The 19,513-nt window shown below is 64.6% G+C and carries 20 protein-coding genes; 14 read left to right on the top strand and 6 right to left on the bottom strand.

The window, feature by feature from the left end:
• Positions 1 to 54: 54 nt before the first annotated feature.
• Complete coding sequence (locus tag VX159_RS02825; RefSeq protein ID WP_371324476.1) at positions 55 to 252, top strand: DUF2892 domain-containing protein; 198 nt, start codon at positions 55 to 57, stop codon at positions 250 to 252.
• A 140-nt stretch (positions 253 to 392) separates the two neighbouring features.
• Complete coding sequence (locus VX159_RS02820; RefSeq protein WP_371324475.1) at positions 393 to 779, top strand: hypothetical protein; 387 nt, start codon at positions 393 to 395, stop codon at positions 777 to 779.
• Here the strand turns inward: VX159_RS02820 and rsmA are convergent.
• From rsmA to VX159_RS02800, 4 genes are all read right to left on the bottom strand, one after another.
• The gene (gene rsmA / locus VX159_RS02815; RefSeq protein ID WP_371324474.1) at positions 764 to 1,552 is read right to left on the bottom strand and encodes a 16S rRNA (adenine(1518)-N(6)/adenine(1519)-N(6))-dimethyltransferase RsmA; all 789 of its coding nucleotides are present in this window, start codon (positions 1,550 to 1,552) and stop codon (positions 764 to 766) included. The two genes, VX159_RS02820 and rsmA, sit on opposite strands and share 16 nt — an antisense overlap.
• Before the next feature lie 137 nt (positions 1,553 to 1,689).
• Positions 1,690 to 2,709, bottom strand: a complete 1,020-nt coding sequence (pdxA, locus tag VX159_RS02810; protein ID WP_371324473.1) for a 4-hydroxythreonine-4-phosphate dehydrogenase PdxA — start codon at positions 2,707 to 2,709, stop codon at positions 1,690 to 1,692.
• The gene (locus VX159_RS02805) at positions 2,706 to 4,013 is read right to left on the bottom strand and encodes a peptidylprolyl isomerase (RefSeq protein ID WP_371324472.1); all 1,308 of its coding nucleotides are present in this window, start codon (positions 4,011 to 4,013) and stop codon (positions 2,706 to 2,708) included. Before VX159_RS02805 ends, pdxA begins: the two co-directional genes overlap by 4 nt.
• A complete protein-coding gene (locus tag VX159_RS02800; RefSeq protein ID WP_371324471.1) occupies positions 4,013 to 6,529 on the bottom strand; it encodes an LPS-assembly protein LptD in 2,517 nt (838 codons plus the stop codon). Before VX159_RS02800 ends, VX159_RS02805 begins: the two co-directional genes overlap by 1 nt.
• Before the next feature lie 99 nt (positions 6,530 to 6,628).
• On the opposite strand from VX159_RS02800, the gene VX159_RS02795 reads away from it, so the two are divergent.
• The 4 genes from VX159_RS02795 (at position 6,629) to VX159_RS02780 (ending at position 10,900) form a co-directional block, all read left to right on the top strand.
• Entirely contained in the window at positions 6,629 to 7,660 is a 1,032-nt protein-coding gene (locus VX159_RS02795) for an aminoglycoside phosphotransferase family protein (protein ID WP_371324470.1), read from the top strand.
• A 75-nt stretch (positions 7,661 to 7,735) separates the two neighbouring features.
• Positions 7,736 to 8,458, top strand: coding sequence for an N-acetylmuramate alpha-1-phosphate uridylyltransferase MurU (murU, locus tag VX159_RS02790; RefSeq protein ID WP_371324469.1), 723 nt, complete (start codon positions 7,736 to 7,738; stop codon positions 8,456 to 8,458).
• Positions 8,455 to 9,762: an aminopeptidase P N-terminal domain-containing protein gene (locus VX159_RS02785; RefSeq protein ID WP_371324468.1), complete on the top strand. Its 1,308-nt coding sequence runs from the start codon at positions 8,455 to 8,457 to the stop codon at positions 9,760 to 9,762. The genes murU and VX159_RS02785 overlap by 4 nt, the downstream gene beginning before the upstream one ends.
• Positions 9,755 to 10,900 carry an FAD-dependent monooxygenase gene (locus VX159_RS02780; protein WP_371324467.1) on the top strand — a complete coding sequence of 382 codons (1,146 nt, stop codon included), beginning with the start codon at positions 9,755 to 9,757 and terminating at the stop codon, positions 10,898 to 10,900. The genes VX159_RS02785 and VX159_RS02780 overlap by 8 nt, the downstream gene beginning before the upstream one ends.
• A gap of 21 nt (positions 10,901 to 10,921) precedes the next feature.
• On the opposite strand, the gene VX159_RS02775 is transcribed toward VX159_RS02780, so the two are convergent.
• A complete protein-coding gene (locus VX159_RS02775) occupies positions 10,922 to 11,380 on the bottom strand; it encodes a hypothetical protein (RefSeq protein WP_371324466.1) in 459 nt (152 codons plus the stop codon).
• 188 nt (positions 11,381 to 11,568) lie between these two features.
• Here VX159_RS02775 and VX159_RS02770 point away from each other — a divergent pair, with 188 nt between their 5' ends.
• The 4 genes from VX159_RS02770 (at position 11,569) to VX159_RS02755 (ending at position 14,995) form a co-directional block, all read left to right on the top strand.
• Positions 11,569 to 12,453: a 1,4-dihydroxy-2-naphthoate polyprenyltransferase gene (locus VX159_RS02770; protein ID WP_371324465.1), complete on the top strand. Its 885-nt coding sequence runs from the start codon at positions 11,569 to 11,571 to the stop codon at positions 12,451 to 12,453.
• Between the two features lie 127 nt (positions 12,454 to 12,580).
• Positions 12,581 to 13,870, top strand: coding sequence for an NCS2 family permease (locus VX159_RS02765; protein ID WP_371324464.1), 1,290 nt, complete (start codon positions 12,581 to 12,583; stop codon positions 13,868 to 13,870).
• An 8-nt stretch (positions 13,871 to 13,878) separates the two neighbouring features.
• Positions 13,879 to 14,433 (top strand): adenine phosphoribosyltransferase, encoded by a 555-nt coding sequence (locus VX159_RS02760; protein ID WP_371324463.1) that lies wholly within the window; start codon positions 13,879 to 13,881, stop codon positions 14,431 to 14,433.
• A 1-nt stretch (position 14,434) separates the two neighbouring features.
• Positions 14,435 to 14,995: a hypoxanthine-guanine phosphoribosyltransferase gene (locus VX159_RS02755; protein WP_371324462.1), complete on the top strand. Its 561-nt coding sequence runs from the start codon at positions 14,435 to 14,437 to the stop codon at positions 14,993 to 14,995.
• Here VX159_RS02755 and VX159_RS02750 read toward each other — a convergent pair.
• Positions 14,982 to 15,140, bottom strand: a complete 159-nt coding sequence (locus tag VX159_RS02750; protein ID WP_371324461.1) for a hypothetical protein — start codon at positions 15,138 to 15,140, stop codon at positions 14,982 to 14,984. The two genes, VX159_RS02755 and VX159_RS02750, sit on opposite strands and share 14 nt — an antisense overlap.
• A gap of 14 nt (positions 15,141 to 15,154) precedes the next feature.
• Between VX159_RS02750 and dusB the strand changes: the two genes are divergently transcribed.
• From dusB to purD, 4 genes are all read left to right on the top strand, one after another.
• Positions 15,155 to 16,186, top strand: coding sequence for a tRNA dihydrouridine synthase DusB (gene dusB, locus VX159_RS02745; RefSeq protein WP_371324460.1), 1,032 nt, complete (start codon positions 15,155 to 15,157; stop codon positions 16,184 to 16,186).
• Positions 16,183 to 16,416 (top strand): Fis family transcriptional regulator, encoded by a 234-nt coding sequence (locus VX159_RS02740; RefSeq protein WP_290894755.1) that lies wholly within the window; start codon positions 16,183 to 16,185, stop codon positions 16,414 to 16,416. Before dusB ends, VX159_RS02740 begins: the two co-directional genes overlap by 4 nt.
• A gap of 91 nt (positions 16,417 to 16,507) precedes the next feature.
• Positions 16,508 to 18,100 carry a bifunctional phosphoribosylaminoimidazolecarboxamide formyltransferase/IMP cyclohydrolase gene (gene purH / locus VX159_RS02735; protein WP_371324459.1) on the top strand — a complete coding sequence of 531 codons (1,593 nt, stop codon included), beginning with the start codon at positions 16,508 to 16,510 and terminating at the stop codon, positions 18,098 to 18,100.
• A gap of 133 nt (positions 18,101 to 18,233) precedes the next feature.
• Positions 18,234 to 19,511, top strand: a complete 1,278-nt coding sequence (gene purD, locus VX159_RS02730; RefSeq protein ID WP_371324458.1) for a phosphoribosylamine--glycine ligase — start codon at positions 18,234 to 18,236, stop codon at positions 19,509 to 19,511.
• The last annotated feature ends 2 nt before the right edge of the window (positions 19,512 to 19,513 follow it).

The following is a 19,513-nucleotide window of genomic DNA, read 5'->3' as shown; positions in this document are numbered from 1 at the left end:
CGCGCAGCGCAGCTTACAGTGGCGCCATCAACCAACTCTGATGGAGAACGCAAAATGAAAAACAACGTGGGCGGCATCGACAAAATCCTCCGCATCGTCGTCGGCCTCGGCCTGCTTGGCGCCACTGCCGCCGGCATGCTGCCGGCCTGGGGCTGGATCGGCATCGTCCCGCTGGCCACTGGCCTGCTCGGCTGGTGTCCGCTCTACCCGCTGCTGGGCATGAACACCTGCCCGCTGAAAAAGCCAGAATAAGACACTCCGACCGGGCGGCCAGCGGATTACCGGCTGCCGCTCGCCGTACCCAGGCACCACCAGGCACCGCCGGCGGTGCCTTTGGCTTTTACGGCCGGGCAGGTAAGATGGCGCGCACACAAGTACCGAGGATTCGCTGCATGCCGTTTTCACTTCGCTGGGAAGCCGGAGGCGTCGTCAAGCACCACTACGGCCACCTGACCGGCAGCGAGTTGGTCGCCGGTGCGGTCGCGGTATCGAGCGACCCGCGTTACGACCGGCTCCGCTACATCATCAACGATTTCAGGGCCGTTACCAGCGACGACATCAGTCTGTCCGACATCGAGCACTACGCGTCGTTGCGGATCGGCGCAGCCCTGAGCAACCGCAACGTCCTGTCCCCGTTTGTCGCTACCAGCGAACCCGGGCTCAGCGTCGCCCGCATGCTGCAGCAGCCGACATACCGCAACGATCACCCGGTCGAAATTTTCCCCGACCTGGACAGTGCCCAGGCCTGGCTGGCGCAGGAAGGTCAGGCCGACAAGTAGTTGGCAATCGCGATGTAGTCGGCAACCTGCAGGTTTTCGGCACGCTCGGTCGGCGCGATGCCGAGCGCGGCAAAGCCGGCGTCGTCGAGTACGCCCTTGAGCGTGTTGCGCAGCATCTTGCGCCGCTGTGAAAACGCTGCCAGCACCACCTGCTCCAGCTTCTGCTCGTTTTTCGCAGTCAATTCGCTTTTCGGCTTGGGGATCAGGCGCACCACGGCTGAATCGACCTTCGGCGCCGGATCGAAGCTCTCCGGCGGCACGTCGAGCAGCCATTCAAGCCAGAAACGGTACTGCAACATCACCGACAGCCTGCCGAAATCGGCGGTACCGGGCTCGGCAACCATGCGCTCGACGACTTCCTTCTGCAGCATGAAATGCATGTCCGTCACCTGCTCGGCGTAGTTCGCCAAGTGAAAGAGCAACGGTGTCGAAATATTGTAGGGCAGGTTGCCGACCAGTTTGAGGCGACTACCGATAGTCGCAAAATCGAAGGCCAGCGCATCGCCTTCATGGATCGCCAGGCGTTCCGGCGCGTGTTTCTGACGCAGACGGGCGATCAGGTCGCGGTCGATTTCGACCACGTGCAACTGCGCCACCCGTTGCAGCAACGGCTCGGTCAGCGCGCCAAGACCGGGGCCGATCTCGACCACGATCTCGCCGGCCTGCGGATTCACCGCACTGACGATGCCGTCGATAATTCCACGGTCGACCAGGAAATTCTGGCCAAAACGCTTGCGGGCAACGTGGGAAGTACCAGCTACCGGTTTTTTCATCAGCGATTCACTCCGCTTGGCCGCCGTCGGTCAACAACGACAGCGTGCCGGGAAGCGACAGGGGCGCGGCCCGGCGGTTACGCCCGAACCCGGGCATGAATTGATCCATTCGATGACTTGCCAAAGACCTGCGCAACTCAGGACCGGGCCGAGGCACCGCCGCAAGCGGCCATCCGCGCCGCTTCGGTAACCGCCTCGAAGAGGCTGCCGGGATCGGCGCGGCCGCTACCGGCAAGTTCGAGTGCGGTCCCATGATCAACCGAAGTACGGATGATCGGCAAACCGAGCGTGACATTGATGCCGTGACCAAAGGTTGCGTACTTGAGCGCGGTCAGCCCCTGATCGTGATACATCGCCAGCACCGCATCGCCGCCGGCGAGCACCGGCGGAGTAAACATGGTATCGGCCGGATGCGGCCCGGAAAGGTACAAGCCGCGTGCACGCAAACGCTCCAGCACCGGGCTGATGACTTCGATTTCCTCGCGCCCGAGGTAACCGCCCTCGCCGGCATGCGGGTTAAGGCCGGCCACCAGGATGCGCGGGGCCGCCAGTCCGTATTTGCTGCGCAGGTCGTGGGCAATGATTTCCAGCGTCTGTTCCAGCAATTCGCCGGTAATGGCGTCGGGCACCGCGCGCAAGGGGAGGTGGGTGGTTGCCAGCGCCACCCGCAAGGGACCGCGCTCGGTATTGCCGGCGAGCATCATCACCACCAGCGGCGTACCGGTCTTTTCGGCAAGATACTCTGTGTGACCGGTAAAGGGCACGCCGGCCGCATTGATCACCCCTTTGTGCACCGGTGCCGTCGCCATCGCGGCAAATTCACCGGCAACGCAGCCGGCCAAGGCTCGGTCGAGCAGTTCCAGCACATAAGCGCCATTGGCCGGGTCAAGCTGACCGGCAACGCTCGCTGCGCGTAGAGGCTGGTGCAGCACCCACAGGGTGTTGGGACCAGATTCACGGTCGACCGGCTGAGCGGGCAAATATTCGCGCAGCTCAACTGCAATGCCGAGATCGGCTGCGCGCTGGCGCAGCAGTTCGCGGTCGCACAAAACCACCGGCAGGGCTGCGCCGAAACGGCGACCGGCCAGTTGCAGGCAGAGTTCGGGGCCGATCCCGGCAGGTTCGCCGCTGGTGACGGCGATCAGCGGCGGGTTCATTGCTCTTCGAGGCGGTTTTCGACGTAGGTCCGGTCACGCAACTGGCGCAACCAGTCCTGATAAGCCTCGTCAAGCTTGCGCTCGCGGATGGCTTGCCGCGCGACAGCCCGCTGCCGCTCCTCCGACATGTCGCGCTCACGCCGCTCCAGCACCTGGATCAGGTGCATGCCGAAAGGCGACTGCACCACAGTACTGAGCTCGCCCGGTTTCAGGGCGTCCATTGCCCGCTCGAACTCGGGCACGGTATCGCCCGGGTTGAGCCAGCCCAGATCGCCGCCATTGGCCGCCGAACCGTCGTGCGAATAGAGGCGTGCCTGCTCGGCGAAGTCGGCGCCATGCTGAATCCGTTCGCGGACAATCTCAAGCTTGCGCTTGGCCTCGCTCTCGGAGACCACCTCGCTGCTCCGGATCAGGATATGCCGGGCCTTGGTCTGGCGCACCGCGACATTGACCTTGCCGCCCCGCTTGCCCACCAGCTTGAGGATATGGAAACCGGCGGAGGAACGCAGCACCTCGCTCACCTCGCCAGCCTGCAGGCGAGTCAGCGCATCGGCATAGAGGACCGGCAAACGGTCCGCCGAACGCCAGCCGAGGTCGCCGCCGCTCAAGGCATCCGGGGCGTCGGAAAAGGCCGCCGCCAGCTGCGCGAAATTTTCGCCGGCCCGCGCCCGCTTCAAGGCCTGTTCGGCACGCAAGCGCAGTTTCTGCAGCTGCTCCGGGCTGGCGCCTTCGGGAGCCCGCAGCAGGATGTGCGCGAGTTGATATTCCTCACCGGTAGTAGCCTCCTGGCCGGCCAGGAAATTATCGATTTCCCCATCGGAAATAGTCAGGCGGCTATCGACTTCGCGTTCGCGCAGCCGAGCGATCACCATTTCGCCACGGATTTCCTCGCGGAAGCGGGCGTACTCAAGCCCATCCTTTTCCAGCGCCTGACGGAACTGCTGCTGGGTCATCTTGTTGCCGGCGGCAATCCGACTAATCGCCTGATCCAGCTGCAGATCGTCGATGCGAATCCCCGACTGCTTGGCATGCTGCATCTGCGCCCGGTCGGTAATCAGCCGCTCCAGCATCTGTTTTTCCAGTTCACCCTGCGGCGGCAGCGGCGTTCCCTGACGCCGCAATTGCTGCAGCGCCGACTGCAGGCGTGCCCGCAACTCGACCTGGGTAATCACTTCATCGCCAACCACGGCAACGATGCGGTCGACCTCGACAGGTTCAGCCGCAGCCTGCGACAGAGCGGGAGCCAACAGGGCCAGGCAGGCAACAGTCGCACACAGGCGACGCAGGAATGGAGTCATGGTCATCAATAGCTGTTCAACAGGTTACTCTTGGCCGGCAATTCATTGACCTTGCCAAAGCCGGGGATACTGCGATGCAACAAGCCGATCGGATTGGAGCCGATGCTGGCGAAGTCCTTCAACTCCAGCTGCAGGAAAACCGTGGTATTGGCCGAACCGGCCAAGGCCTCCAGCCGTTGCACGACCAGCCGGGCCGACCAGCAGCTTTCGTTGTATTCGAGGCCACCGATGGCTTCCAGCAACTGACTGTCGCGGAGCGAGAAATTATAGCGGCCAACGGCATACCAGCGTCCTGAAATCGGCCATTGGCCCGCCAGATCAACCTGCTTGACCAGCGACTGACCGGTCAATGGGTCGCGCGTATAACGGTAGCTCGCCGACAACACCCGGCCGTAATCCGGCTGATAGCGCATCCCGGCCGAAAAACGGTCGCTGCTGCTTTCGCGGTGATTGTATTCCCAGGCGACATCGACATAAGTACGGTCGGCAACCAGGCCGTTCGCGGCAACAATGATGTTGGAGAAATCGGCCTTGCGCTGCGTCTCGCCGTTAAGCATTACCCGTTGCGGCTGGAAGTAATAACGCTGACCGATCATCGCCTTGAAATATTCGGCGCCGGTATCGGCCCCCAGGAAGCGGGTGGTCAGCGCGGCGGTCAGCTGGTTGGCGTCGTTGATCCGGTCCTGGCCGCTGTAACGGTTCTCGGCAAAGATCTGGGCGAAATTGAAGTCGGTGAGACCGCTGTCGAAGTTGGGGAACAGGGTCTGATCGCGGTAGGGAATGCGCACGTAGTACAGGCGCGGCTCCAGCGTCTGGATATAGTCCTTGCCCAGCCACTGGCTGTCGCGCTCGAAGACCACCGTCGAATCGAGCGAGAAGGTCGGCACGCTGCGCGTCAGCGAGGTCTTCTGCCCGAGCAGGCGATCTTCCTGCGACTGCTGGGTGAGGGCATAGCTGGTCAGATGCACCCCGACCTTGGGAATGATCTGGAACGACGGATGGATGATCGGCAACGAAACCTGCGGATAGAAGACCATCCGCTCGCCATTGGTCTTGTCCGGATGGGTGAACCGCGAATACTGGCCGAACAGGCTGAGGTCGGTCTTCAGTACATTGGCCTTGAAACCGACGATATTGACCTGCGGCTCGACGAAGTAAGGCCGGGCGATGGTCGAATTGGGGTCGATCTGCAGGGTCTGGTAGCGCAGGAACTGGGTGCTGGTATGCAGCCAGGGGGTCGGGAAATAATTGAACACCACCTGCTGCGGCAACTGTGCTTGCGAAGTATTGAGCAGGCGCGACGACATGTCCTGCCAGTACATGTTGTCCGACACGCGTTGCCAGTTGATCACCCCGGACATGTTGTTGCCCAGGTGGTGAGTGTGCTGGATGTTGAAGGCGTAACGCTGGCGGTCCAGCATCTCATCCTGCGGCATGAACTCGGCGCGCACCGTGCCGCGATGGTAATGACCAAACAGCTGCGCCTCGGCCCCCAACTGGAAACCACGCTTGACCATATAGCGCGGAAACAGGGTCAGGTCATAGTTGGGCGCAATGTTGGCATAGTACGGCAGCGTCAGGTCGAAACCATTCTTGGTCGAAGCCGAATAGTAAGGATGCAGGAACCCGGAGCGCCGCTGGTGGTTCAGCGCAAAGCTGGCCTCGGGCAGGTAGAAGATCGGGGTGTCCTTGAAATAGACCGTCGCCGCCTCGGCCTCGCCCTTGTCCTCGTCAAAATCGAGCCTGACTTCCTTGGCCTGCAGATACCAGTCGGTAGCCCCCGGCTTGCAAGTCGAGAAACTGCTGTTGCTGAGCAGGAAGCGGTTCTCCCCCTGGAAGTCGATCCGCTCGGCGTAGCCGCTGGCTTCCGATGGCCGCGACGCTGGCGCGACCGTCGGCAGGCCGTAGTTGTTCGGCACGTTGCTCATCATTGGCGCGCCGGAACTGTTCAATGCATTGCTGCCGGCATAGGTCATCACCAGTTGTTGCGTGCGATAGACCCGGCTGCGCACCTCCTGCACCATGTGGTAATCGGCCGACTCGGCAAAACCGGTCTGTTCGCCGATTTTCAGGCGCAGGTGCGGGGTATTGACCTCGGCGCCTTCCTGCAACAGGCGGACGTTGCCCTGGGCGTCGATTTCGTCGTCGAGCGGGCGATACTGCAGGCGGTCGGCATAGACCAGCGTCCCCGCCTTGCGCAGTTCGACGTTGCCTTCGGCATCGGTCAGCTCTTCGGTCCGCCCGTCCATCCGGTCGGCGACGATGAACATCGGATAGCGGTCTTCCTTGTTCAGCTCGACCGGATGCTCGATCCCGACCTGCGAACGCGCCGTCCTCTTCTTTTTGCCGAGCACGTTGAAGCGGCGCTCGCTGCGCAAGCGTACCGGCGGATCGTCCGCCGCCGCCAGCAGGACCGAATCGCCGCTGCCAAACCATTCCCGCTCCTGGGCGACAGGCGCCTGCGTGCCAACAGAGAGGCAGCAAAGCAGCAAGGCAAGCGGACGACGGGAGAAAACGGCCATGGAAGATACGGGGGGAGAAGGACGGGACGACGGGCGACACCCGCCCCGGATGCTAAAATCGTGTGATTCTACAACGAACCTCGATTCCCCCATCGTCTTATGAATACCCAGCCTGCCGTCAACCGCGACGAACTGGTCGCGCAATGGGTCGCCGAACGCTTCCCCAACCAGTCGGTCGAGATCACCCCGGCCTCGGCCGATGCCAGTTTCCGCCGCTATTTCCGTCTGACCTGGCCGGACGGCGCGACCCGCATCCTGATGGACGCGCCGCCGGACAAGGAAAACTGCCGCCCCTTCATCCACGTCGCCGGGCTGCTCGCCAAGGCCAAGCTGGCGGCACCGCGCATCCTCGACCAGGACCTGGAAAACGGTTTCCTGGTCCTCACCGACCTCGGCCGCATCGGCTATCTCGATGCGCTCAACGCCGACCTGTCGCTGGCTGACACCCTGATCCGCCCGGTGCTCGACGTGCTGGTGCAGTGGCAGAAGTCGACCACCGCCGCAACCTTACCGCCTTACGACGCGACCTTGCTGCGCCGCGAACTCGATCTGTTCCCGGAATGGTTCATCGGCCGCCACCTCGGCATCGAGCTCAGTGCCGAAGAAAAATCCCTGCTCGACCGCACTTTCAAGTTCCTGATCAACAGCGCGCTGGCCCAGCCCAAGGTCTTCGTGCACCGCGACTTCATGCCGCGCAACCTGATGGTGGTCGAGAGCGAAGCGACGCTGACGCCGGGCATCATCGACTTCCAGGACGCAGTGATGGGGCCGCTCAGCTACGACGTGGTCTCGCTGTTCCGCGACGCCTTCATTTCCTGGGATGAAGAACAGGAAATCGACTGGGTCGTCCGCTACTGGGAAAAGGCCCGCGCCGCCGGCCTGCCGGTGCGCGAGGACTTCGGCCACTTCTGGCGCGAATACGAGTTGATGGGCCTGCAGCGCCACCTCAAGGTCCTCGGCATCTTCTGCCGCCTCAAGTACCGCGACGGCAAGGACAAGTACATTGAAGACCTGCCGCGCTTCATGACTTACGCCAAGAAGACCGCCGGCCGCTACGTGCAACTCAAGCCGCTGCTCAACCTGCTCGACCGCCTTGACGGCCAGACCGAGCAGATCGGGTATCGGCGCTAAGCGGAACTGCCAGGATCACGGAGCAGGCGCAAGCAGCTCCGCGCTCCCGGCACCCAACCACGCGAGCCTAGCCCGATGAAAGCAATGATCCTCGCCGCCGGTCGCGGCGAACGCATGCGGCCGCTGACCGATCACACCCCCAAGCCGCTGCTGCCGGTCGGCGGCAAGCCGCTGATCGTCTGGCACCTGGAAAAACTCGCCGCCGCCGGCATCCACGAGGTGGTGATCAACCATGCCCACCTCGGCGAACAGATCGAGCAGACGCTCGGCGACGGCGCCCGCTGGGGCCTGCGCATCACCTACTCGGCCGAACCGCCGGGCGCCCTGGAAACCGCTGGCGGCATCGCGCAGGCACTGCCGCTGCTCGGCGAGCAGCCCTTTCTGGTGGTCAATGGCGACGTCTACTGCGACCTCGATTTTTCGGCTTTTCTACGGTCGACCGTGGACATGGCAAAAAACCGGGAAGCAGACCCGGCACCACCCAATCCCGCCACCGGCGCCCACCTGCTCTTCGTCGCCAACCCCGAGCACCACCGCAGCGGCGACTTCAGCCTCGCCGGCAACCGCGTCATCCCCGCCCTTGCCGACGGCCCGACCTACACCTACGCCGGCATCGGGGTGTACTCGCCGGCGCTGTTCGCCGACGTTCCGCCCGGCCAAGCGATGAAACTGCGCCCGCTACTCGACGCCGCCATCGCCGCCGGCACCCTCAGCGCCAGCCTGCACACCGGCCGCTGGGTCGACGTCGGCACCCCGCAACGACTGGCCGAACTCGATCAGGAACTCAGCAAGCCATGACCCACGCCCATTTTCTCGCCCGCCGCAAGCGCCTGCTCCAGACCATCGGCGACGGCGTCGCCATCATCCCGACCGCGCCGGAAGTCGTGCGCAATCGCGATGCGCATTTTCCCTACCGTTTCGACAGCTATTTCTGGTACCTCTCGGGCTTTCCCGAGCCGGAGGCGGTGGTGGTGCTGGTCGGGGCGCAGCCGGGCAAGAAGGCGAAGTCCATCCTGTTCTGCCGCGAGAAGCACGAAGAGCGGGAAATCTGGGACGGCTACCGTTACGGCCCGAAGGCGGCCAAGGCGGCCTTCGGCTTCGACGCCGCTTATTCAATTGAAGACTTCGACCGGAAATTGCCCGAATTGCTGGTCGACCGTGACAACCTGTGGCACAGCGTCGGCCACGATGCCGCCTGGGATGCGCGCATCGCCCAAGCCTTGAACGCGGTGCGCGCGCAAACCCGTGCCGGCAAGCGGGCGCCGCGCGCGATCCACGACCTGCGCGCCGAACTCGACGCGATGCGCCTGGTCAAGGATGCCGCCGAGCTCGGCCTGATGCAGCGCGCCGCCGACATCGCCAGCGCCGGACACGCCCGCGCCATGCGCGCCTGCCGCCCGCAAATGGCCGAGTACGAACTGGAAGCCGAACTGACTTACGAATTCCGCAAGCGCGGCGCCGACGCCCATGCCTACACGCCCATCGTTGCCGGCGGCGCCAACGCCTGCGTGCTGCACTACGTCGACAACAACAAGCTGCTCAACGACCACACGCTGGTACTGATCGACGCCGGCTGCGAGGTCCAGGGCTACGCCGCCGACATCACCCGCACTTTCCCGGTCAATGGCCGCTTCAGCCCGGCGCAGAAGGCGGTGTATGAAATCGTCCTCGCCGCGCAGGAAGCCGCCTTTGCCGCCACCGCGCCCGGCCGCCACTTCATGGAAGCGCACGACGCGGCAGTGCGTGTGCTGACGCAGGGCCTGGTCGACCTCAAGCTGCTCACCGGCGACGTCGACAACCTGATCGAAAAGGGCGACTTCCGCCGCTTTTACATGCACCGCACCGGCCACTGGCTCGGGCTCGACGTGCACGACGCCGGCGAATACAAGGTCGGCGACGAGTGGACGGTTTTATGCCCGGGAATGACGTTAACCGTGGAACCCGGCCTCTACATCCGCCCCGGCGCCGACATTCCGCCGGAGTTCGCCGGCATCGGCATCCGCATCGAGGACGACGTGCGCGTGACCGAAAGCGGTTGCGACGTGTACACCACGGCACCGAAAACGGTGGCCGAAATTGAGGAAGTAATGCGCCATGACTGAAACCGCCGTTGAAAACGTCGACATCCTGATCGTTGGCGCCGGCCCGGTCGGGATGACCCTGCATCTGGCGCTGGCCGCTGGCGGCCAGTCGTCGCTGCTGCTCGACCGCCGCCCGCACAGCGCACTGCAGGCCGACCCGCGCGCCCTGGCTTTATCGCACGGCGCACGCGAACTGCTCGAACAGATCCAAAGCTGGCCGACCCGCGCCGCGACGCCGATTGAAACCATCCATATCTCGCAGAAGGACGGCTTCGGCCGCACTCTGCTCGACCGCGCCGATTACCAGCTGCCGGCACTCGGTTACGTCGTCCGCTACCGCGATCTGGCCGCTGCGCTGGCGACTCGCCTCGCCCCCGACCGCCTGCTCGCCGAGGCCGAAATCCTCGACATCGCCAGCGATGCTGACGGCGCCACCGTCGCGCTGCGCCACGCCGGCCAGTTGCGCCGCCTGCGCTGCAAGCTGCTGGTGCACGCCGAAGGCACGCCCGGCGACGAAGCCGGGGTCAAAGTTGCGGCTTACGGCCAGCATGCGGTGATTTGCGAGGTAACGCCGCAGGCGGGGCACCAGCGCCGCGCCTGGGAACGCTTCACCCCGGACGGCCCGCTGGCCTTGCTGCCGCTCGGCGACGAATACTCGATTGTATTCACCCTGCCGCCGGAGAAAGCCGACGCAGTGATGGCGCTTGACGATGCCGCCTTTATCGCCGCGCTCGAACGCCAGTTCGGCCGCAATATGAAGTTCGCCGCCCCCGGTCCGCGCAGCCGCTTTCCGCTGGCGCTGCGGATGCGCCAGACGCTGCACCGGCAGCGCGAGGTGTGGATCGGCAACAGCGCGCAGACCCTGCACCCGGTCTCGGGCCAGGGCTTCAACCTCGGCCTGCGCGATGCCTGGCAACTGGCTGATTTTTTGCTCCGTGACGGCGTCGACCGTGTCGACCTGGCCGCCTACGCGCGCAGCCGCCGCCTCGACCGCGAAGGCGGCGCCTTCTTCACCGACCAGGTGGTCAAGGCCTTCTCCAACGACTGCGCCCCGCTCAAGCTGGCGCGCGGCCTCGGGCTGTGGGCGCTCGACATCTTCCCGCCGGCCCGTCATTTCGTTGCCAAGCGGATGATCTGGGGCGCTCGCGCCTGGCCCTGAGCCAGATGCCCGCCGCCCCCCTCAGGCGGCAGCGCGATGTTCGAAATGCAGCGGCGCGTAGGGATTGACGCACAGCGAGGCGTGCATCACCACCCGGTCGTTGATCCACACCCGATGCTGCACCACGTGCGCCGGGCGCAAACGCTCGACCAGCGCGGCCAGGCCGGTTTGCTGCCACTGCGGGCGGGCGACGCCGACGCCGTGGAAATGCCCCTGCAGGTAATCGCCGATGCGCTGGCAGCAGCGCTGCCCGGCCTGGACCAGTTCCTCGGCGGCAGCATCGAGATGGAGCACGGTCAGCAGGCGGAAAGAAAAACTGCCGATCAGTTGCGCCAGCAAGTCGCCGGCCTCCGGCTCGTGCAATTCGCTGGCCGGCAGGCACTCGATCCGCAAGCGGTCGCTGGGCGCCAGCGGCAGGGCATCGCGCACGGCAGCGGCGACAATCTCGTTCAGACTTTTCTTGGCAACTTCGCTCAGCATCGGATCGGCAAGGCGCCACGCGGCGCCTCCACAAAAACGGGAAAGCGCACACCCTACCGGAGCCGGATGACCGCTTGTTTACCGCACCGTGACCTTTCGCCGCCCCCGGCGAAACACGGATGGGCGCAGCCGACCCCGGACTTCCCCGCTATCATTGCCGCTTTTCGCCCCGCCCCCGATTTCTTCGCATGACACCCTTGCACGCTTGGCTGCTCGCCTGCCGCCCGAAAACCCTGCCGGTCTCGCTGTCGCCGGTGCTGGTCGGCAGCGCGCTGGCCTGGCAACAGCAGGGCGCCTTGCTGTGGCTACCGCTGCTGGCGGCCGCGCTCGGTGCCGCCTTCATCCAGATCGGGACCAATCTGTTCAACGACGTCGGCGATTTCCTGCGCGGCACCGATACGCCGGAGCGGATCGGCCCCCGCCGCGCCACCGCCGAAGGCTGGCTGAGTCCGAAGGCGGTCGCCCGTGGCGCCTGGCTGTGCTTTGCACTGGCTTTCGCCTGCGGCATCTATCTGGTCTGGCACGGCGGCTGGCCCATCGTTGCCATCGGTCTGGCCTCGCTGGCCGCCGGCTGGGCCTATACCGGCGGCCCAAAGCCGATTGCCTACGGCCCGCTCGGCGAGGTCTTCGTGCTGCTTTTCTTTGGCCTGGTCGCGGTCGGCGGCAGCTATTACCTGCAAACCCTGAGCCTGACGCCGCTGGCCTTGCTGCTGGCGCTGCCGGTCGGCCTGCTGGCGGCGGCGGTGATCAGCGTCAACAATTACCGCGACCGCGACGGCGACGCGAAAAACGGCAAGAACACGCTGGCGGTCCGGATCGGCCGCCCGGCGATGCAACGGATCTACGCGCTGCAACTGCTCGCCGCTTACCTCTGCCTGGCGCCGCTGGCCTGGCACCTCGGCCCGACGCTGCTGCTGCCACTGCTCTCGGCGCCGCTGGCCCGGCGCCTGGCGCAGCGCTTCGCGCGCGAAACGCCGGGGCCGGTATTCAACGCCATCCTGGCCCAGACGGCCGCCCTGCAACTGCTGTTCTCGCTGCTGCTGACCGCCGGGCTGCTGCTTGCCGGCCACTGAACGGTTTTTGCACTTAACCACGGTCGACCGCAAAAAAGCCCCAAAACCGCTTTTTATTAGTGTTTACCACAATAGCCAGCCGCACCCCCAGCACCGTAGGATGCCCCGCTTTTTCCGGGAGCAGAGCATGCTCGAACGGTTTTTCCAGCTGCAGGCCCACGGCACCACGGTCCGTACCGAAATCCTCGCCGGCCTGACCACCTTCCTGACGATGGCCTACATCGTCTTCGTCAACCCGGACATCCTCTCGGCCGCCGGCATGCCGCGCGACGCCGTGTTCGTCGCCACCTGTCTCGCTGCCGCGATCGGCACCGCGATCATGGGACTCTATGCCAACTACCCGGTGGCGCTGGCGCCGGCAATGGGACTCAACGCCTACTTCGCGTTCACCGTCGTCCAGGGCATGGGCTACACCTGGCAGGCCGCCCTCGGCGCAGTACTGATTTCCGGCATCCTGTTCATCCTGCTCAGCCTGTTCAAGGTCCGCGAGTGGATCGTCAACGCCATTCCGACCTCGCTCAAATATTCGATTTCGGCCGGCATCGGCCTCTTCCTGGCGATCATCGGGCTCAAGAACGCCGGCCTGATCACCGCCCACCCGGCCACCCTGCTCACCCTCGGCGATATCCGCAGCCCGGGCCCGCTGCTCGCTGCCGCCGGCTTCATGCTGATCGCCGCGCTGGAGTACCGCAAGGTGCCGGGCGCGATCATCATCGCCATTCTGTCGGTGACCGGCGCCTCGGTCGCACTCGGCCTGGTTGAATTCAAGGGCATCGTCGCCACCCCGCCGTCGCTGGCGCCGACCTTCATGCAGCTGGATCTGGCCGGCGCCTTGAATGCCGGGCTGCTGGCGGTGGTGCTGACCTTCTTCATGGTCGAACTCTTCGACGCCTCCGGCACCTTGGTCGGTGTCTGCCACCGCGCCGGGCTGCTCGATAAGGACGGCAAGCTGCCGCGCCTGAAAAAAGCCCTGCTCGCCGACTCGGTCGCGATCAGCGCCGGTGCCGTGCTCGGCACCTCGTCGACCACCGCCTACATCGAATCGGCAGCCGGCACCGCCGCCGGCGGCCGCACCGGCCTGACCGCACTGGTGGTGGCCCTGCTCTTCCTCTGCTGCATCGTCTTCGCCCCGCTCGCCGGCACCGTCCCGGCCTACGCCACGGCGCCAGCGCTGTGCTACGTCGCGATCCTGATGTCGCGCGGCCTAGCCGAAATCGAATGGGACGACCTGACCGAAGCCACGCCGGCTGTCGTCACCGCCATCACCATCCCGTTCACTTTCTCGATCGCGCACGGGATTTCCTTCGGCTTCATTTCCTACGTCGCGATCAAGGTGCTGGCCGGCCACGCCCGCGATGTATCGCCTACCGTCGCGATCATTGCTGCCGCCTTCGTCGCCAAATTTGCCCTGCTCTGAGGTTGACCGTGAATAAGGCCCCCTTGCCCGATACCGGCTACCTGAAAGCCCGCATCCGTACCGTTCCGGACTGGCCGCAAGCCGGCGTCCAGTTCCGCGACATCACCCCGGTCCTGCAAGACCCACGCGCCTTCCGCGTGCTGGTGGACGCCTTCGTCCTGCGCTACATGGAAGAACGCATCGATGTCGTCGCGGGCATCGATGCCCGCGGCTTCATCCTCGGTGCCGTCGTCGCCCACCAGCTGAACAAGGGCTTCGTGCCGGTGCGCAAGAAAGGCAAACTGCCGTTCACCACGGTCTGCGAGGAATATGAGCTCGAATACGGCAATGCCACCGTCGAAATCCATACCGACGCAATCCACCCCGGCCAGCGCGTGCTGCTGCTTGACGACCTGATCGCCACCGGCGGTACGATGATGGCTGGCGCCCGGTTGATCCAGCGCCTCGGCGGCGAAATCGTCGAAGCCGCTGCCATCGTCGACCTGCCCGAACTCGGCGGCTCGGCCCTGCTCAAGACAGCGGGGTTGCCCGTCTTCACCGTTTGCGAATTTGAAGGACATTGAAATGACCAGCGAGATGAATGAAATCAAGCGTGCGATGGCCGAGGCCGACTGCCTTGCCACCCCGGAACAGGTCGACGCTGCGCTCGACCGGATGGCAGCCGAGATCACCGCTCGCCTGGCCGACAGCAACCCGCTGGTGTACACCGTGATGAACGGCGGCCTGATCATCGCCGGCCGCCTGCTCGCCCGCCTCAACTTTCCGCTCGAAACGGCCTACCTGCATGCCAGCCGCTACGGTCATCAACTGTCCGGCAACAGCCTGCTCGACTGGCGCGTGCGCCCGACCCAGGAACTCAAGGGCCGCACCGTGCTGGTGATCGACGACATCCTCGACGAAGGTCACACCCTGACCGCGATCTGCCAGTACCTGCGCGACCAGGGGGCTGCCAGCGTACAAACCGCCGTGCTGGTGCACAAGGATCACGAGCGCAAGGCGGTTCCCGGCATGCGTGCCGATTTTTCCGGCCTCGACATCCCCGACCGTTTCCTTTTTGGCTGCGGCATGGACTATAAGGGCTACTGGCGCAACGCTCCCGGCATTTACGCACTCAAGGGGCATTGACCAGCCCGGCCGCCACAGCGGCGAAAGCGACGGCGAGCCTTGCGGCAGCCGTCGCTTGACTATTTTTTAAGCGGCTTTTGCGGTAAAATCCTGCCCTTGGCCGCGCCGCCGCCGACAGCTGCAAAGCTGTCTTTTCTTTTTTCATCTCTCTGCTTTTACATGGAATTTGCCGGTTTTCAGCTCCGCAACAATCTTTTCGTCGCTCCGATGGCTGGAGTGACCGACCGCCCTTTCCGGCAACTCTGCAAAAAGCTCGGCGCGGGCCTCGCCGTGTCCGAAATGGTGACCTCCAATTCGCTGCTCTACGGCAGCGCCAAAACCTTGCGCCGCGCCAACCACGAAGGCGAAGTCGAGCCGATCTCGGTGCAGATCGCGGGTGCTGACCCGAAGATGATGGCCGAAGCGGCGAAACACAATGTCGACAACGGCGCCCAGATCATCGACATCAACATGGGCTGCCCGGCCAAGAAGGTCTGCAATGTGATGGCCGGCTCGGCGCTGATGCAGAACGAACAGCTGGTCGGCGAAATCCTCGATGCCGTGGTCGCCGCCGTGCCCGACACCCCGGTAACGCTGAAATTCCGCACCGGGTGGAATCTGGCCAACCGCAACGCTCCGAACATCGCCCGCATCGCCGAAAATGCCGGCATCCGCGCCGTCGCCATTCATGGCCGCACGCGCTGCCAGCAATACACCGGCGAAGCCGAGTACGAGACCATCGCCTACGTCAAGACGCTGGTGAATATTCCGGTGATCGCCAACGGCGACATCACCACGCCGGAGAAGGCCAAACTGGTGCTCGAAAAAACCGGCGCCGACGGCCTGATGATCGGCCGCGCTGCGCAGGGCCGGCCGTGGCTGTTCCGCGAGATCGAGCACTACCTGAAAACCGGCGAGAAGCTGCCGCCGGCGCCAGTCGGCGAAATCCACGCCATCCTGCTTGCTCATCTCGAAGACCTCTACGCCTTTTACGGGCTGGAAACCGGGGTCAAGGTCGCACGCAAGCACATCAGCTGGTACACCAAGGGCCTGATCGGCTCGGCGGCCTTCCGCAAAATCATGAACACACTGCCGACGGTCGAGCTGCAACGCGGCGCGGTCGACGATTTCTTCCTGCGCTACGCGGAAGAGCACGAGCACCTGCAGTACGAAGAACACAAACAAAATCCAGAGGAGGGGTTGGCAGCATGAGCCAACAAGACATTTCTGCCTGCGTCCAGGGGGCGCTGGAACAGTATTTCCGCGACCTGGACGGCGAAAAGCCGTGCGCGATCTACGAAATGGTGCTCAAGAGCATCGAACGGCCGATGCTCGAAATCGTGCTCGAAAAGGCCGGCAACAACCAGACGCTGGCCGCCGAGATGCTCGGCATCAACCGCAACACCCTGCGCAAGAAGCTGACCGAACACCAACTGCTGTAGTCGCGAGTCACCAGCCCTCGGCCTCGGCCGAGGCTTGGCAACCCGCTCCCTCCAGTCACCACCGAATTATTAACGACTCTCAACCATCATCATGTCCATCAAACAAGCGCTGATTTCCGTCTCCGACAAGACGGGCGTTCTCGAATTCGCCCAAGGCCTCGCCGCCCAGGGCGTCAAGCTGCTGTCCACCGGCGGCACCGCCAAAATGTTGCGCGACGCCGGGTTGACCGTGACTGAAATCGGCGACTACACCGGTTTCCCGGAAATGCTCGACGGCCGCGTCAAGACCCTGCACCCGAAGGTGCATGGCGGCATCCTCGCCCGTCGCGACCTGGCCGAGCACATGGCCACCATCGACGCCCACGGCATCCCGACCATCGACCTGGTCTGCGTGAACCTCTACCCGTTCGCCGCCACCATCGCCAAGGCGGGCGTCACGCTGGAAGACGCCATCGAGAACATCGACATCGGCGGCCCGGCCATGGTCCGCTCCTCGGCCAAGAACTACAACGGCGTGGCCATCGTCACCGATCCCGAAGACTACGCCCCGCTGCTCGCCGAAATGCAGGCAAATGGTGGCGCGCTGCAACTGGCGACCCGCTTCAACCTGGCCAAGAAGGCCTTCACCCACACCGCCCGCTACGACAGCATGATCGCCAACTGGCTGACCGGCCTGGAAGACGGTGCCGAAGCCAAGCCGGCCGACGCGGCCCCGACCCCGTCGATCTTCCCGGCCAAGCTGCAACTGGCTTTCGATCGCAGCGAAATCCTGCGCTACGGCGAAAACTCCCACCAGCAAGCTGCCTTCTACCGCGACACCGTGGCACTGCCGGGCAGCATCGCCGCCTACACCCAGCTGCAGGGCAAGGAACTGTCCTACAACAACATCGCCGACTCCGATGCCGCCTGGGAATGCGTCAAGAGCTTCGACGTGCCGGCCTGCGTCATCGTCAAGCACGCCAACCCGTGCGGCGTCGCCATCGACGGCAAGCTGCTCGGCGCCTACGAAAAGGCTTTCCAGACCGACTCCACCTCCGCCTTCGGCGGCATCATCGCCTTCAACGGCGAAGTCGGCATGGACGTTGTCGAGGCCATGAACGCCCGCAAGCACTTCGTCGAAGTGCTGATCGCCCCGTCCTTCACCGCTGAAGCCCAGGCCGCCTTGGCCGCCAAGGCCAACCTGCGCGTGCTGGTCGTGCCGCTGGGCAATGACCTCAACAAGCTGGAATTGAAGCGCGTTGGCGGCGGCCTGCTGGTGCAAACCGCTGATGACTTCACCGCCCAGGCTTCCGGCCTGAAGGTCGTGACCAAGGTGCAGCCGACCGCCCAGCAGATCGAAGACCTGCTCTTCGCCGAGCGCGTCGCCAAGTTCGTCAAGTCCAACGCCATCGTCTTCTGCGGCGGCGGCATGACCCTGGGCGTCGGCGCCGGCCAGATGAGCCGTGTCGATTCGACCAAGATCGCCTGCATCAAGGCCCAGAACGCCGGGCTCGGCCTCAAGGGCTCGGTCGTGGCATCGGATGCCTTCTTCCCGTTCCGCGACGGCGTCGATGTGCTGGCCGAAGCCGGTGCCGTCGCCGTCATCCAGCCGGGTGGCTCAATGCGCGACGAGGAAGTGATCGCGGCCGCCGACGAGCATGGCATCGCCATGGTGTTTACCGGCACCCGCCACTTCCGCCACTGATTTCGCATCCGGCTTTGCCGTGACTTTGTCGACTGCGCCTCGCCGTGCAACAGCACTGCCTTCGGCTTGTCTTCGCGTCACGGCTTTGCCAGCTGCGCAATCATCCCGGATATAACGACAAGGAAACAGCCTAATGAAACTACTGGTTATCGGTTCCGGCGGCCGCGAGCACGCCATGGCCTGGAAGCTGGCCCAAACCCCCGGTCTGCAGAAGGTGTACGTCGCCCCGGGTAACGCCGGCACGGCGCGCGAGCACGAGCTGGAAAACATCAACATCACCGACCCGGAAGCCCTGGCTGATTTCGCCGAGCAGAACAAGATTCACCTCACCCTGGTCGGCCCGGAAGCCCCGCTGGCGGCCGGCGTGGTCAATGTCTTCCGCGCCCGCGGCCTGAAGATCTTCGGCCCGACCAAGGAAGCCGCCCAGCTCGAGTCCTCCAAGGATTTCGCCAAGCGCTTCATGGCCCGCCACGCCATCCCGACCGCTGAATTCGAGACCTTCTCAGACGCCGCCGCGGCGCACGCCTACATTGACCGCAAGGGCGCCCCGATCGTCATCAAGGCCGATGGCCTGGCTGCCGGCAAGGGCGTCGTCGTCGCCATGAGCCTCGAAGAAGCCCACGCCGCCATCGACGACATGCTCTCCGGCAACAAGCTCGGCGATGCCGGCGCCCGCGTCGTGATCGAGGAATTCCTCGACGGCGAAGAAGCCAGCTTCATCGTCATGGTCGACGGCAAGAACGTCCTCGCCCTGGCCTCCAGCCAGGACCACAAGCGCATCTTCGACGGCGACCAGGGCCCGAACACCGGCGGCATGGGTGCCTACTCCCCGGCTCCGTGCGTGACGCCGGAAGTGCACGCCAAGGCGATGCGCGAGATTATCATGCCGACCGTACGCGGCATGCTGGCCGACGGCATCCCCTTCACCGGCTTCCTCTACGCTGGCCTGATGATCGGCAAGGACGGCTCGGTCAAGACCCTTGAATTCAACTGCCGCATGGGCGACCCGGAAACCCAGCCGATCCTGATGCGCCTGAAATCCGACTTCGTCACCCTGCTCGAGCACGGCATCGCCGGCACCCTCGACCAGATCGAAGCCGAATGGGATCGCCGCGTCGCACTCGGCGTGGTCCTCGCCGCCGCCAACTACCCGGAAACTCCGAAAAAAGGCGACGTGATCGGCGGCCTGCCGGCCGGCAACAGCTTTGGCGACGACTGTCACGTTTTCCATGCCGGCACCGCCGAGCGGGACGGCTGCGTGATCACCAACGGCGGTCGCGTGCTCTGTGTCACCGCCCTCGGCGAAAACGTCAAACTGGCCCAGAAGCGGGCTTACGAAGCAGCAGCCCAGATCGCCTGGGAAGGCCTGCAGTACCGCAAGGACATCGGCTATCGCGCGATTGGCCGGTAAAG

Source organism: Dechloromonas sp. ZY10, from assembly GCF_041378895.1.
GTDB classification, from domain to species: domain Bacteria; phylum Pseudomonadota; class Gammaproteobacteria; order Burkholderiales; family Rhodocyclaceae; genus Azonexus; species Azonexus aquae.
The sequence above is the reverse complement of the archived record's forward strand: the minus strand, read 5'-3'. Positions and strand labels throughout refer to the sequence as shown.